At 62.7% G+C, this 15,727-nt stretch carries 8 protein-coding genes; 5 read left to right on the forward strand and 3 right to left on the reverse strand.

Annotated elements, in window-relative coordinates; translation table 11 throughout:
- The first annotated feature begins 3 nt into the window (after positions 1 to 3).
- Complete coding sequence (locus G3N95_RS23670) at positions 4 to 864, forward strand: HlyD family secretion protein (protein WP_205972497.1); 861 nt, start codon at positions 4 to 6, stop codon at positions 862 to 864.
- A gap of 746 nt (positions 865 to 1,610) precedes the next feature.
- Here G3N95_RS23670 and G3N95_RS23675 read toward each other — a convergent pair.
- Complete coding sequence (locus tag G3N95_RS23675; protein WP_205972498.1) at positions 1,611 to 3,275, reverse strand: methyl-accepting chemotaxis protein; 1,665 nt, start codon at positions 3,273 to 3,275, stop codon at positions 1,611 to 1,613.
- Positions 3,276 to 3,733: 458 nt separating this feature from the next.
- On the opposite strand from G3N95_RS23675, the gene G3N95_RS23680 reads away from it, so the two are divergent.
- Both G3N95_RS23680 and G3N95_RS23685 read left to right on the forward strand, forming a co-directional pair.
- The gene (locus G3N95_RS23680; RefSeq protein WP_205972499.1) at positions 3,734 to 4,984 is read left to right on the forward strand and encodes an MFS transporter; all 1,251 of its coding nucleotides are present in this window, start codon (positions 3,734 to 3,736) and stop codon (positions 4,982 to 4,984) included.
- A gap of 907 nt (positions 4,985 to 5,891) precedes the next feature.
- A complete protein-coding gene (locus G3N95_RS23685; protein ID WP_205972500.1) occupies positions 5,892 to 7,805 on the forward strand; it encodes a propionate--CoA ligase in 1,914 nt (637 codons plus the stop codon).
- Positions 7,806 to 7,831: 26 nt separating this feature from the next.
- On the opposite strand, the gene G3N95_RS23690 is transcribed toward G3N95_RS23685, so the two are convergent.
- Positions 7,832 to 8,632: a 5'-methylthioadenosine/adenosylhomocysteine nucleosidase gene (locus tag G3N95_RS23690; RefSeq protein ID WP_205972501.1), complete on the reverse strand. Its 801-nt coding sequence runs from the start codon at positions 8,630 to 8,632 to the stop codon at positions 7,832 to 7,834.
- A complete protein-coding gene (locus tag G3N95_RS23695) occupies positions 8,629 to 11,001 on the reverse strand; it encodes a UvrD-helicase domain-containing protein (RefSeq protein WP_205972502.1) in 2,373 nt (790 codons plus the stop codon). Before G3N95_RS23695 ends, G3N95_RS23690 begins: the two co-directional genes overlap by 4 nt.
- 258 nt (positions 11,002 to 11,259) lie before the next feature.
- Here G3N95_RS23695 and G3N95_RS23700 point away from each other — a divergent pair, with 258 nt between their 5' ends.
- Together G3N95_RS23700 and galU are read left to right on the forward strand one after the other, a co-directional pair.
- Positions 11,260 to 14,133: a valine--tRNA ligase gene (locus G3N95_RS23700; protein ID WP_205972503.1), complete on the forward strand. Its 2,874-nt coding sequence runs from the start codon at positions 11,260 to 11,262 to the stop codon at positions 14,131 to 14,133.
- A 69-nt stretch (positions 14,134 to 14,202) separates the two neighbouring features.
- Positions 14,203 to 15,084 carry a UTP--glucose-1-phosphate uridylyltransferase GalU gene (galU, locus tag G3N95_RS23705; protein ID WP_012400984.1) on the forward strand — a complete coding sequence of 294 codons (882 nt, stop codon included), beginning with the start codon at positions 14,203 to 14,205 and terminating at the stop codon, positions 15,082 to 15,084.
- The last annotated feature ends 643 nt before the right edge of the window (positions 15,085 to 15,727 follow it).

The raw sequence follows: 15,727 nt of genomic DNA on the forward strand, positions 1-15,727 counted from the left end.
ATCATGACTATCAGAAACATCATTGGATTTATCGCGACGGCCATTGTGTTCGTCGTCGCGATCCTGATCGGCCGTGCGCTGTGGGTGCACTACATGGACGAGCCGTGGACGCGCGACGGCCGCGTGCGCGCCGAGGTCGTCAACATTGCGCCGGACGTATCGGGCGCGGTGGTCGAACTGCCGGTGCGCGACAACCAGTTCGTGCACAAGGGTGACCTGCTGATGCAGATCGACCCATCGCACTACCAGATCGCCGTCGAGCAGGCGCAGGCTGCCGTTGCCGCGCGCAAGGCCGAGTTGCAGATGCGGCGCGACGATGCGCAGCGTCGCGCGGATATGGACAGTCTGGTGGTGTCGAAGGAAAACCGCGAGAACGCGACGCATACCGCCTCGGCCGCCGAAGCGCAGTATCAGCAGGCGCTGGCCGCTTTGGATGCTGCGAAGCTGAACCTCGAGCGCACGCGGGTCGTGGCGCCCGTCGACGGCTACGTGACCAACCTGAACGTGTATCGCGGCGATTATGCGATTGCCGGGGCGGCGAAGCTGGCTGTGGTCGACAGCAACTCGTTCTGGGTTTATGGGTACTTCGAAGAGACGAAGCTGCCGCATGTGAAGATCGGCGACAAGGCCGATATCCGGCTGATGAGCGGCGGCACGCTGAAGGGGCACGTCGAGAGTATTTCTCGCGGGATTTATGATCGCGATAATCCGCAGAGCCGGGAACTGCTTGCTGATGTGAATCCGACTTTCAACTGGGTGAGGTTGGCGCAGCGCGTGCCGGTGCGGGTGAAGATTGATTCTGTGCCTGACGGCGTGTTGTTGTCGGCTGGCACCACGTGTACCGTGGTGGTAACGCCGTCATAACGGTTTTTTTGTCTGCGACGCGGCCTTGCCGGGTTTGGTCTTGGTTTTGGTTTTTGTTTTTGCTTTCGCTGGCATCCGCGATTTCATGTCGCTATTCAGGCGTTGCCCCTGTGCGGGGCGGCACTTACTTTCTTTGCCGCCGCAAAGAAAGTAAGCAAAGAAAGCGGGCTCACACCGCCAGCCCGTGTTGTTGCCTGCGGGCCCCCAACGGGTCCCGCACTCCATACGGCAACACGTTGTTTTGCGCCCGTTGCCAACGCCTTGAACCGGCGCATCACCCACTCCAGTCACCCGTAGTACAGCCAGCGGCAGCGAACGGCTTGCGCTGCCCAGGTGGCAAACTATGTGTAGGTTGTCGCACCACGTGCGTTCGCGCTTCTACGACACCGATCCCGCTTTTCAGTCCGGAGTGATGCACTTACGTCGCGATGGCCTACACACAGTTTGCCACCTGGGTGGCCGTGGACGTCTGGTAACGCGGTCCGCGTCGCGGGAGTGTGGAGTGGGTGATGCGTGCATTAGCACGTTGGCAGCGCGCGAAAACAAGTGCGTTGCCGCGTGAAGCGTAAGAACTGATGGGGGCCCGCAGGCAATTACACGGGCTGGCGGTGTGAGCCCGCTTTCTTTGCTTACTTTCTTTGCGGCGGCAAAGAAAGTAAGTGCCGCCCCGCACAGGGGCAACGCCAGCAAACCAGAAGCAAACCGCGGATGCCAGCGACAACACAGCGCGAATGCCAGCGAAACCCCTACCCCCGGAGGGAAAACTTGGCGACAGCAGCCTTCAAAGCATGAGCCTGATCATCAAGAGCCCGAGCGGCGGCAGTAGCCTGCTCAACAAGAGCAGCATTCTGCTGGGTCCCAGCATCCATCTGCGACACAGCGAGATTGATCTCTTCGATCCCCGAACTCTGCTCGGCGGAAGCAGCCGAGATCTCCCCCATGATGTCCGTCACCCGCTTCACGGCCTTGACGACTTCGTCCATGGTCTGCCCCGCGTCCTGCGCGAGCTGCGATCCGTTGCTCGCGCGCTCCACCGACGCGCTGATCAACCCCTTGATCTCCTTCGCGGCTGACGCGCTTCGCTGCGCAAGGTTGCGCACCTCGCCCGCCACCACCGAGAAGCCTCGCCCTTCCTCGCCGGCGCGCGCCGCTTCGACGGCGGCATTCAGCGCGAGAATGTTGGTCTGGAAGGCGATCCCTTCGATCACCCCGATGATGTCGCCGATGCTCTTCGCGCTGTCGTTGATCTGGCCCATCGTCGCGACCACGCGGCCAACCACGTCGCCGCCCTTCTCCGCGATCGCCGACGCGTTGTCGGCCAGCGTGCGCGCCTGCTTCGCGTTGTCCGCGTTCTGACGCACCGTCGATGTGAGCTCTTCCATGCTGCTCGCCGTCCGTTCGAGCGCCATCGCCTGCTGTTCGGTGCGTTGCGACAAATCGAGATTGCCCATCGAGATCTGCCCCGATGCAGCCGCGATGGCCTCGGCGCTCGACGCGATGTGCGCGACCGTCGACGACAGTCCGTTCTGCATGTCCCGCAGCGCCGACAGCATGCTCGAGTTGTCGCGCTTGCCGAGCACGATGTCGTTCGACAGATCGCCCGCCGCGATGCGGCTCGCGATTTCCTTCGCATACACGGGTTCGCCGCCGAGCTGCCGCGCCAGACGTCGCACGACCCACTCGCTGATCACGAACGCGAGCACGATCAGCGCGACCGTCATCACGGCCATCATCACGAACGACGACTGATAGATGAACGACGATGCGTCGATGGTCGCCTTGGCCGCCTTGCCGCGCTGCGCGACGAGTTCGTCGACGAGCTTCTCGAGCTTGCCCGTTTCGACGAGCAACGAGACGTCCGTCGTGCCGACCTGCCAGTTCATCTGCGACAGGTCGAGCGGTTGCGCCTTCACGAGCGTGACGAAATCGCGCAGATGGGCACTCCACACGCCGATCGCGTCAGCGAACTTCTTCTGCTGCGCGCCCGCTTCCGCGGAATCGGCATATTGCTGGAGTGTCTTGAGTTCGGCCGACAGACCCGTCAGCCCCGTGTCGATATCGGCGCCGAGTTCGTCGCGTTCCTTCGCGGTCGTCGCCGTCAACAGCATCTTCTGGGCGCGGCTCGCGCGCAGAAGATAGCCGCGCGCTTCCTCGGCAGCCCGGCTCGCGATGTGGCCCTGCTCGTAGATCGAGCGCATCTGCCCGTTCAGGCGGCTGATCTGCGCGAGCGAAAACACGCCGACTGCCAGCGTACCCACCAGCAATACCGCAAAGGCCAACCGCAAGGTCGTCTTCACGGACCGGCCGCGCAGCTTGACGCCCCGCTTGCCCGAATTCGCCGGCCCCCCGGCCGCTTCGCCATCCGGTACGAACCCCGCGCCCGGCTGGCCACTCAGCGTAACTGCTTTCATATTGTCGTCCCCACTTGTATTGCCACTGCCGGAAAGGTCGGTTCCGGCATTGCTGCTTTTCTCTCCGGGATGACGGCATCGCCGGTGACGTTCTTGAGGCCGTCCGTCCAGCGATTTCCCGGTCCTTCGCGCGCCGCCTCATGAGCAGCGCGCCGCGTCGGATTTATACATTGGCCAAAATTCGTTGGGCATGTTTTCCCACGTTTTGCACGCGGGAACGGCTCTAATGCCCTCTTCGCCCGGCCCGCACGCGTCGAGACGGTGCGCTCCTCGCACAGAAAACAGGCACAACCGGGCGCTGAGCCGGCCGACTGCTGTCCGAAACGCGACAAAAGTTGGCCGGACAATTGATGGGAGACAAACTACACTTCAACAAACGCTAAAAACATCCCGTCGCCGCCGCGGTTTGCCGCAACTGCCGGCGTGCGCTTCCGAGCCACTCTCTCCTGACCGACCACATGGAAACCAGCCTCGACAAAGGCGCCCTGGCTGGCGCCGCTGCTTCAGCTTCCGCTCCGGCTGCTGCCAAGCCGCAAGCGAAGACCGTTTATTCGATTCTTGGCGCGATCAGCTTTTCGCATCTGATGAACGACATGATCCAGTCGTTGATCCTTGCGATCTATCCGATGCTGAAGGCCAATTTTTCGCTGTCGTTCGGACAGATCGGCCTGATCACGCTGACGTACCAGATCACGGCATCGCTGCTGCAGCCGCTCGTCGGCATTTACACCGACAAGCATCCGAAGCCATATTCGCTGCCCGTCGGCATGGGCTTCACGTTGTCGGGTTTGCTGCTGATGTCGGTTGCGCCGAGTTTCGGCGTGTTGCTGATCGCGGCGGCGCTGGTCGGCTGCGGGTCGTCGGTATTTCACCCGGAGTCGTCGCGTGTCGCGCGCATGGCGTCGGGCGGCAAGCATGGGCTTGCGCAGTCGCTGTTCCAGGTGGGCGGCAACGCCGGATCGTCGCTTGGACCGCTGCTTGCCGCGCTGATCGTGATTCCGCATGGGCAACGCAGCATCGCGTGGTTCTCGGCGGCGGCGCTGGTCGGCATTCTCGTGCTGACGCACATCAGCCGCTGGTACAAGCACCATCCGGCGACGAAGAAGGCGCGCACGGCTCAGCCTGCGCACGCGACGCTGTCGCGCGGCAAGGTGGCATTCGCGATGAGTATTCTGGTGCTGCTGGTGTTCTCGAAGTACTTCTATCTGACGAGCATCAACAGCTACTTCACGTTCTATCTGATCGACAAGTTCCATCTGCCCGTGCAGGCTGCGCAGGTGCATCTGTTCGTGTTCCTTGCGGCGGTGGCGGCGGGCACGGTGATCGGCGGGCCGGTGGGCGACCGGATCGGCCGCAAGTACGTGATCTGGGTATCGATTTTGGGCGTCGCGCCTTTTACGCTGCTGTTGCCGTACGCGAACCTGTTCTGGACCGGCGTGCTGACGGTGATCATCGGGATCGTGCTGGCTTCTGCCTTTTCGGCGATTCTCGTGTATGCGCAGGAACTGATTCCTGGGAAGGTCGGGATGGTGGCCGGTCTGTTCTTCGGCTTTGCCTTCGGGCTTGGAGGTATCGGCGCTGCAGTGCTCGGGCAGCTGGCTGATGCCACCAGCATTCCTTATGTCTATAAGGTCTGCTCGTTCTTGCCGTTGCTCGGGGTTTTGACTGTTTTTCTGCCTGATATTGAAGGGAAGCGCGTTAAGGCTTGATGTGTTTGTCTGCGACGCAGTCGCCGGTTTGGTTTTTTTTGCTGGCGGGCGCCTTTTGTTCGCTGGCATCCGCGGTTTCCGGCGCTGGCATCCGCGTTTTGCTTCTGGTTTGCTGGCGTTGCCCCTGTGCGGGGCGGCACTTACTTTCTTTGCCGCCGCAAAGAAAGTAAGCAAAGAAAGCGGGCTCACACCGCCAGCCCGTGTTGTTGCCTGCGGGTCCCCAACGGGTCCCGCACTCCATACGGCAACACGTTGTTTTGCGCCCGTTGCCAACGCCTCGAACCGGCGCATCACCCACTCCAGTCACCCGCAGGCAGCCAGCGGCAGCGACCCGTCCGCGCCGCCCAGGTGGCAAACTATGTGTAGGTTGTTGCACCGTACGCGTTCGCGCTCGTACGACACCGATCCCGCTTTTCAGTCCGGAGTGGTGCATTTGCGTCGAGACGGCCTACACACCGTTTGCCACCTGGGCGGCCGTGGACGTCTGGTAACGCGGTCCGCGTCGCGGGAGTGTGGAGTGGGTGATGCGTGCCTTAGCACGTTGGCAACGCGCGAAAGCAAGCGCGTTGCCGCCTGAAGCGTAAGAACTGTTGGGGGCCCGCAGGCAACAACAAGCACTGACGGGGTTAGCCCGCTTTCTTTGCTTACTTTCTTTGCGGCGGCAAAGAAAGTAAGTGCCGCCCCGCACAGGGGCAACGCCTGAAGTACGAAGGCAAAACGCGGATGCCAGCGAACAATAGGCGCTCGCCAGCAAAAAAACCAGAATGGCGACTACGTCGCAGACAAAAAAGACGGTCATGGTGAACCCGCGTTGCCCACCCCACAGGCGGTGCTCTATCCTGTCCATCCGCGTCAGCGAAAAAAGAACAACAGCAAAAAAACCGGACCAGTAAAAGGACATCCCCCGATGACCCCCTACCGCGAGTTCCACCGCCGCTCGATCGAATCCCCAGAAGACTTCTGGCGCGAACAGGCCAACCGGATCCACTGGGAAACCAGATTCGACACAGTCCTCGACCGCTCGAATCCGCCGTTTGCGCGCTGGTTCGTCGGCGGCAGGACGAACCTCTGCCACAACGCCGTCGACCGCCATCTCGCGGAACGCGCACAGCAGAACGCACTCATCTACGTGTCGACGGAAACCGGCATCGAGCGGCGTTACACCTACGCCGAACTCCACGCGGAAGTGAACCGGATGGCAGCCGTGATGCGCTCGCTCGGCGTCAAGCGCAGCGACCGCGTGCTGATCTATCTCCCGATGATCCCCGAAGCCGTCTTCGCGATGCTCGCGTGCGCGCGTCTCGGCGCGATCCACTCGGTCGTGTTCGGCGGCTTTGCCGCGCCCAATCTCGCCGCACGTATCGACGACGCGAAGCCCATGCTGATCGTGACGGCCGACGCAGGCGCGCGCGCCGGCAAGGTGATCGACTACACGCCGCTCGTCGACGAAGCAATGTCGCGCGCGACGCACAAGACGCCGCACGTGCTGCTGATCGACCGTCAGTTGACGCCCGAGCGTCTGAACGCGCCATATCTCGTCGCATACGAACCGCTGCGCGAGCAGTTCTTCGACGCGCACGTGCAATGCGAATGGCTCGAATCGACGGAACCTTCGTACGTGCTCTACACGTCGGGCACGACGGGCAAGCCGAAAGGCGTGCAGCGCGACGTCGGCGGCTATGCCGTGGCGCTCGCAGCATCGATGGAATACATCTTCCAGGGCAAACCGGGCGACACGATGTTCACCGCCTCCGACGTCGGCTGGGTCGTCGGTCACAGCTACATCGTCTACGCGCCGCTGATCGCCGGTCTCACGACGGTCATGTACGAAGGCACGCCCATCCGTCCCGACGGCGGTATCTGGTGGCGGCTCGTCGAACAATACAAGATCAATCTGATGTTTACCGCGCCGACAGCGATCCGCGTACTGAAGAAGCAGGACCCCGCACTGCTCAAACAGGCCGATCTGTCGAGCCTGCGCACGCTGTTTCTCGCAGGCGAACCGCTCGACGAACCGACGGCATCATGGATCGCCGACTCGCTCGGCAAGCCCGTCGTCGACAACTTCTGGCAGACGGAAACCGGCTGGCCGATTCTCGCGATCCAGCGCGGCGTCGAAGCGCTGCCGCAAAAGCTCGGCTCGCCCGGTGTGCCCTGCTACGGCTACGACCTGACGCTGCGCAACGAGCACACGGGCGAGCCGTGCCCACCCGGCGAAAAAGGCGTGATCACGCTCGGCTATCCGTTGCCGCCCGGTTGCATGTCGACCGTCTGGGGCGACGATCAGCGCTTCGTGAAGACGTATTGGGAAAGCGTGCCGAACCAGCAGGTCTATTCGACGTTCGACTGGGGCATTCAGGATGAGGACGGTTACGTGACGATCCTCGGCCGCACCGACGACGTGATCAACGTCGCGGGCCATCGCCTCGGCACGCGCGAAATCGAGGAAGCGCTGTCAGGTCACAAGGCAGTGGCCGAAGTGGCCGTGGTCGGTGTGACGGATCAAGTGAAAGGTCAGGCGGCGATTGCGTTCGTCGTCGTGCGCGATGCCGCTGCGTACGATTCCGACGACGCGCGCGCGAAGCTGTCCGCCGAACTGTGCGCGACCGTCGACCGTCAACTCGGCGCAATCGCGCGGCCCGCGCATGTGGTGCTGGTGTCGATGCTGCCGAAGACGCGCTCCGGCAAGCTGTTGCGCCGCGCGATCGCGGCGCTCGCAGAAGGACGCGACCCGGGCGATCTGCCGACTATCGAAGATCCGTCGGCGTTACAGCAGATTCGTGAGGCCGTGGCGTCGTCCGTCGGCGTACGCGGCGGCTGAGCACCACAACCACGCTCAAGCGCAACTCACCCGCGCACCGACAAAAAACGCTTGAGAATCCCGCTCGAATAGGTGCCCGCGATCTCGGTCAAAAACGTGACGAACGATGCGGGCGCATGCGCGTCCGCCGTGTCCGAAATGGTCCGCACGATCGCGCACGGCACGTTGTACTCGTAGCAGACCTGCGCGATCGCCGCGCCTTCCATCTCGACGGCGAGCGCGTCCGGCAACGCGGCGCGCAGCAGATCGACCGCTGTCGCGCTCGCGACGAACTGGTCGCCGCTCAGGATCAGCCCGCGATGCACGACAGGACGCGCCTCCGTCAGAAAACGCTGCGACAGCGCATCGCCTTCTTCTTCGATGAACCGCTCGCAGGCGGCCGTCAACGCGGCCGTCAACGGCGCGTCGGCGGCGAAGCGCGACATGCCGAGCAGCGGCACTTCGAAACGCGGAAACAGCGGCGACGCATCCATGTCGTGCTGCATCAGCGTTTCGGCGACGACGACATCGCCGATCCGCACAGCCGGCCCAACGCCGCCCGCGACGCCCGTGAACACCACGGCTTCGATATCGAATTCATGGATCAGCGCGCTCACCGTCGCGGCCGCCGCGACCTTGCCGACGCGCGCCAGCGTCACCACACAGGGCGCGCCGTGCACCGTGCCGATGTGATAGTCGCGCTTGCCGTGCGTGATGGTTTCGACGGCGCCTTCTGCGCGCATCGCGATGAGCAGATCGCCGAGTTCCTGCTGCAGTGCCGCCATCACGCCGAGCGGACGGCGCGGAATCGTCGCTTCCGAAGTTGCTTCGGACGGCAGTGCGCTCATTCGACCGCCTGCAGTTTGGCGACGGCCAGCGCGAGCCACTTCTCGCCGTGCCGCTTGAACTTGACCTGCGCCTTCGCATCCGCACCGCCGCCTTCGAGCGCGGTAATCGTGCCTTCGCCGAACTTCGTATGGAACACCTGCTGGCCGACGCGGAAGCCCGTGTCCGCCGCGCGCTGCTCGTTGGCGAACGCGGGCAGCGGCGCGCCCGTCGTCGCGTAGCTCGCGCTGCCCTGATAGCCCTGCTGCTGACGATCCGGGCGCGAGAACCAGTCGCGGCCCCAGCCGGCGTTGTCCGAACGGCCGCCCCAGCGCGCGCCCGCCTCGACCTTCGGCGTGAGCCACTTGAGCGTCTCTTGCGGCAGTTCGTCGAAGAAGCGCGAGCGGATGTTGTAGCGCGTCTGGCCGTGCAGCATCCGGCTCTGCGCGAACGACAGATACAGCCGCTCTTTCGCACGCGTAATCGCGACGTACATCAGACGACGCTCTTCTTCGAGCCCGTCCGATTCCATCGCGCTATTTTCGTGCGGGAACAACCCTTCTTCGAGACCCGTGATGAACACCGCCGTGAATTCGAGGCCCTTCGCCGCGTGCACCGTCATCAGCTGCACGGCTTCCTGGCCTGCCTGCGCCTGGTTGTCGCCCGCTTCGAGCGAAGCGTGCGACAGAAAACCGGCGAGCGGCGTCATCGTATCGGGGTTCTGCGCAGGGTCCGCAGGATTCGCGGCGTCGAGCACGTCGATACCGGGATCGTCGGTCGAGACCACGAGTTCGGGGGCGGACGTCGCGCCGGGGCGCAGCGGAATCGAACGCGCGGGCGTGTCGAGGCCGTAGCCTTCTTCGCTGACAAAGGCGGTCGCGGCGTTGACGAGTTCCTGCAAGTTCTCCAGCCGCTCCTGCCCTTCGCGTTCGTTCTGATAGAACTCGGACAGGCCGCTTGCGCGCACCACGCATTCGACCGTTTCGGGCAGACTCATCTGCGCCGTTTCCGCGCGCATCTTCGCGATCAGGTTCGCGAACGTGCCGAGGCTCGTACCCGCCTTGCCCGTCACGTACGGTATCGCCGCCGCCATCGAGCAGTTGTAGAGACGTGCCGCGTCGGCAAGCTGTTCGATCGAACGCGCGCCGATGCCGCGCGTCGGGAAATTGACGACGCGTGCGAACGCGGTGTCGTCGTTCGGGTTGTCGATCAGACGCAGATACGCGAGCGCATGCTTCACTTCCTGACGTTCGAAGAAGCGCAGGCCGCCATACACGCGATACGGAATGCCCACGTTCACGAGCGTGTGTTCGATGGTCCGCGACTGCGCATTGCTCCGGTACAGCACGGCGATCTCGCTGCGCGACAGGCCCGTGTTGATCAACGCGCGAATCTCTTCGACGATCCAGCCCGCTTCCTGCGAATCCGTCGCGGCTTCATAGACGCGCACCGGCTCGCCATGACCGGCATCCGTGCGCAGGTTCTTGCCGAGACGCCGCGAGTTGTTCGCGATCAAATGATTCGCCGCATCGAGAATATGCCCGTGCGAGCGGTAGTTCTGCTCGAGCTTGATCAGGTTGCGAACCTTGAACTCGCTCTCGAAGTCGCGCATGTTGCCGACGTTCGCGCCGCGGAATGCATAGATGGACTGGTCGTCGTCGCCCACCGCGAAGATCGCGTTGTGCTCGCCCGCCAGCATCTTGAGCCACGCATATTGCAGCTTGTTGGTGTCCTGGAACTCGTCGACCAGAATGTGCCGGAAGCGCGCCTGATAGTGCGCGCGCAGCGGCGGGTTGTACGACAGCAGTTCGTAGCAGCGCAGCAACAGCTCGGGGAAGTCGACCACGCCTTCGCGCTGGCATTGCTGGTCGTAGGCTTCGTACAGTTCGACGAACTTGCGGTTGAAGTTGTCGGACGCGTCGACGTCCTTCGGACGCAGCCCCTGCTCCTTCGCGTTGTTGATGAAGTACTGCAGGTTCTTCGGCGGGTATTTCTCGTCGTCGATATTCAGGCCCTTCATCAGGCGCTTGATCGCCGAGAGCTGATCCGACGTGTCGAGAATCTGGAAAGTCTGCGGCAGGCCCGCGTCGTGGTAATGCGCGCGCAGCATCCGGTTGCACAGGCCGTGGAACGTGCCGATCCACATGCCGCGCGTGTCGATCGGCAACAGCGCGGACAGGCGCGACATCATTTCGCGCGCGGCCTTGTTCGTGAAGGTGACGCCGAGAATGGTGGGCGGCGAAGCGAAACCTTGCTGGATCAGCCACGCGATCCGCGTGATCAGCACGCGCGTCTTGCCGCTGCCTGCGCCCGCCAGAATGAGCGCCGGTTCGTTCGGCAGCGTGACGGCGGCGTGTTGTTCGGGGTTCAGGTTCGCGAGCAGTTCGGGCATGAGTGAGGAAGAGAAACGACGGTTGCGGCGGGTGGTCCGTCATTATAAGACCGTGAGGCATCGCCGCTTGCCGCGCGCTTTCCGCCCCCGGTTGCGTCCCGATCGCACGGCGCGTCGCGCCTGTCATGCGTGCTTCACGCGGGCTTCATGCCGACATCTTGCGCACCTGCAAGGGCAGGCGCGGCCCGCCGCTCCCGCATCCCTTTATAATTCAAGGTTTCAGGCATCTTTCCACGCATTTTCCGGCAGATTTTGACGATGACGACAAGCGACAACACGCTGGCCAAGAGTTTCGAGCCGCAGACGATCGAGGCCCAATGGGGCCCCGAATGGGAAAAACGCGGCTACGCCGCTCCGACGATGGAGCCGGGCCGCAAGAATTTCTCGATCCAGTTGCCGCCGCCCAACGTCACGGGCACGCTGCATATGGGCCATGCGTTCAACCAGACCATCATGGACGGCCTGACGCGCTACCACCGCATGCTCGGCGAGAGCACGCTGTGGGTGCCGGGCACAGACCACGCGGGCATCGCGACGCAGATCGTCGTCGAGCGCCAGCTGGACGCGCAAGGCGTGTCGCGCCACGACCTCGGCCGCGAGAAGTTCGTCGAGCGCGTGTGGGAATGGAAGCAGCAGTCGGGCTCGACCATCACCGGCCAGGTGCGGCGCCTGGGTGCGTCGATCGACTGGTCGCGCGAATACTTCACGATGGACGACAAGATGTCGGCCGCCGTGCGCGACGTGTTCGTGCGCCTCTATGAACAGGGGCTGATCTATCGCGGCAAGCGTCTCGTGAACTGGGACCCCGTGCTGCTCACGGCCGTGTCCGATCTCGAAGTGGTCAGCGAGGAAGAAAACGGCAGCCTGTGGCACATCCAGTATCCGCTCGCCGACGGATCGGGCCATCTGACCGTCGCCACGACGCGTCCGGAAACGATGCTAGGCGACGTCGCCGTGATGGTGCATCCGGAAGACGAGCGCTACGCGAAACTCATCGGCCAGAACGTGAAGCTGCCGCTGACGGACCGCGAAATCCCGATCATCGCCGACGACTACGTGGACCGCGAATTCGGCACGGGCGTCGTGAAGGTCACGCCGGCGCACGACTTCAACGACTATCAGGTCGGCCAGCGCCACAAGCTGCCGCAGATCGAAATTCTCACGCTCGACGCGAAGATCAACGACAACGCGCCCGAAAAGTATCGCGGCATGGATCGCTTCGACGCGCGCAAGCTGGTCGTCGCGGATCTCGAAGCGATCGGGCTGCTCGAATCGGTGAAGCCGCACAAGCTGATGGTGCCGCGCGGCGACCGCACGGGCGTCGTGATCGAGCCGATGCTGACGGACCAATGGTTCGTCGCGATGAGCAAGCCGGCGCCCGAGGGCACGTTCAACCCGGGCAAGTCGATCGCCGAAACGGCGCTCGACGTGGTGCGCAACGGCCAGATCAAGTTCGTGCCGGAAAACTGGACGACCACGTACTACCAGTGGCTCGAAAACATCCAGGACTGGTGTATTTCGCGCCAGCTGTGGTGGGGCCATCAGATTCCCGCGTGGTACGGCGAAAGCGGCGAGATCTTCGTCGCGAAGACAGAAGAAGAAGCGCGCGCGAAGGCTGACGCGCAGGGCTACAAGGGCGCGCTCAAGCGCGACGAAGACGTGCTCGACACGTGGTTCTCGTCGGCGCTGGTGCCGTTCTCGTCGCTCGGCTGGCCGAACGAAACGCCTGAACTGAGCGCGTTCCTGCCATCGTCGGTGCTCGTCACCGGCTTCGACATCATTTTCTTCTGGGTCGCGCGCATGGTCATGATGACCACGCACTTCACGGGCAAGGTGCCGTTCGACACCGTCTACGTGCACGGCCTCGTGCGCGACGCGGAAGGCCAGAAGATGTCGAAGAGCAAGGGCAACACGCTCGATCCGATCGATATCGTCGACGGCATCGGCCTCGACGCGCTCGTCGCGAAGCGCACCACGGGCCTGATGAATCCGAAGCAGGCTGCGACGATCGAAAAGAAAACGCGCAAGGAATTCCCCGACGGCATTCCCGCGTTCGGCACGGACGCGCTGCGTTTCACGATGGCGTCGATGGCCACGCTCGGCCGCAACGTCAACTTCGACCTTGCGCGCTGCGAAGGCTACCGCAACTTCTGCAACAAGCTGTGGAACGCGACGCGCTTCGTGCTGATGAACTGCGAAGGCCACGACTGCGGCTTCTCGAAGCCGGGCGCGTGCCAGCCGGGCGATTGCGGCCCGGGCGGCTACACGGACTTCTCGCAGGCCGACCGCTGGATCGTGTCGCTGCTTCAGCGCGTCGAAACCGAAATCGAAAAGGGCTTTGCCGACTATCGCTTCGACAATGTGGCGAACGCCCTATACAAGTTCGTATGGGACGAATACTGTGACTGGTATCTCGAACTGGCGAAGGTGCAGATCCAGACGGGCACGCCCGAGCAGCAGCGCGCGACGCGCCGCACGCTGCTGCGGGTGCTCGAAACGGTGCTGCGTCTCGCGCACCCGGTGATTCCTTTCATCACGGAAGCGTTGTGGCAGAAGGTGGCGCCGCTTGCGGCAAAGTACCCGGACGGCAAGGCGGATGGTGAAGCGTCGATCATGACGCAGCCCTACCCGATCGCCGAAGCGGGCAAGATCGACGAATCGGCCGAACAATGGGCCGCCGATCTGAAAGCTGTGATCGACGCGTGCCGGAACCTGCGCGGCGAGATGAACCTGTCGCCGGCGACGAAGGTGCCGCTGCTGGTGACGGGCAACGCGGAGCGTCTGGCGTCGTTTGCACCTTACGCACAGGCGTTGGCGCGCCTGTCCGAGGTACAGATCATCGCGGACGAAGCGACGCTGGATGCGCAGGCACATGGCGCACCGATTGCTATCGTAGGTACGGACAAGCTCGTGCTGAAAGTGGAAATCGATGTCGCCGCGGAACGCGAGCGGCTGTCAAAAGAAATTGCGAGATTGAACGCAGAAGTTTCGAAATGTAACGCCAAGCTCCAGAACGAGAGTTTTGTTGCAAAAGCACCGCCGGCGGTCGTTGAGCAGGAGCAAAAAAGACTGGCAGAATATCAGACCACGATTGGCAAGCTGACCGCACAACTGTCTCGCTTGCCGGCCTGATTACGACCCATGTGCGTCGCGCCGTCCGGCGCCGGCGCGCATCCAAACCAGAGGACGCAGGGTACACACATGCTAAAAGTTACAAAGGCGGTCTTTCCGGTCGCGGGTCTCGGCACCCGCTTCCTCCCTGCCACCAAGGCCAGCCCGAAGGAAATGCTGCCTATCGTCGACAAGCCCTTGATCCAGTATGCGGTTGAGGAAGCGATGGCGGCCGGCATCACCGAAATGATTTTCGTCACCGGCCGCAGCAAGCGTGCGATCGAAGATCACTTCGACAAGTCGTACGAAATCGAGGCCGAACTGGAAGCTCGTGGTAAGGCAAAGCTTCTGGAACTGGTTCGCAGTATCAAGCCGAGTCATGTGGACTGTTTTTACGTGCGTCAGCCGGAGGCGCTCGGCTTGGGCCATGCGGTGCTGTGTGCGGAGAAGCTGGTGGGCGACAACCCGTTCGCGGTGATCCTTGCAGATGACTTGCTGTATGGCAAGCCGCCTGTCATGCAGCAGATGATCGAGGTGTTCGACCACTATCACAGCTCGGTGATCGGGGTCGAAGAAATCCCGCCGTCGGAGACGAAGTCGTACGGTATCGTCGACGGCAAGGAGTGGGAAGACGCGATCATCAAGATGTCGGGCATCGTGGAGAAGCCGGCGCCTGAGGTTGCGCCTTCGAACCTGGGCGTGGTTGGGCGTTATGTGCTGAAGCCGCGGATTTTCGATCACATCCGTGCGTTGAAGCCCGGCGCGGGCGGTGAGTTGCAGCTGACGGATGCGATTCAGTCGCTGCTCGCTGATGAGCAGGTTCTCGCTTATAAGTACCACGGGACCCGGTTTGATTGCGGTAGCAAGTTGGGGTATCTGAAGGCTACCGTTGAATTTGCCTTGCGGCATCCGGAAGTGGCTGCAGATTTTGAAGAGTACCTGCGGACTCGGTCGCCGGTGCTCGAAGGTTGATTTTTTTCTTCGCCTGCAGCGGGCGTTTGTTTTTTGCCCGCCTGGTGTGAAGTTGATGAGCCGTCGTGTCTGCGACGGCTTTTTCTTTTTTGGGTTTGGTTTGGTTTTGGGTTTGGGTTTGGTTTTGGGTTTGGGTTTGGGTTTGGGTTTGGGTTTGGGTTTGGGTTTGGGTTTGTTCGCTGGCATCCGCGTTTTGCCTTCGTACTTCAGGCGTTGCCCCTGTGCGGGGCGGCACTTACTTTCTTTGCCGCCGCAAAGAAAGTAAGCAAAGAAAGCGGACTAACACCGCCAGTGCTACTTGTTGCCTGCGGGCCCCCAACAGTTCTTACGCTTCAGGCGGTAACGCACTTGTTTTCGCGCGTTGCCAACGCGCTAAGGCACGCATCACCCACTCCACACTCCCGCGACGCGGACCGCGTCACCAGACGTCCACGGCCGCCCAGGTGGCAAACTGTGTGTAGGCCATCGTGACGGAAGTGCACCACTCCGGACTGAAAAGCGGGATCGGTGTCGTAGGAGCGCGAACGCATACGGTGCGACAACCTACACACAGTTTGCCACCTGGGCGGCGCAAACCGTTCGCTGCCGCTGGCTGCGCTACGGGTGACTGGAGTGGGTGATGCGCCTGTTCGAGGCGCTGGCA

It is taken from the genome of Paraburkholderia sp. Tr-20389, from assembly GCF_017104565.1.
In the GTDB taxonomy this organism is placed as follows: Bacteria; Pseudomonadota; Gammaproteobacteria; order Burkholderiales; family Burkholderiaceae; genus Paraburkholderia.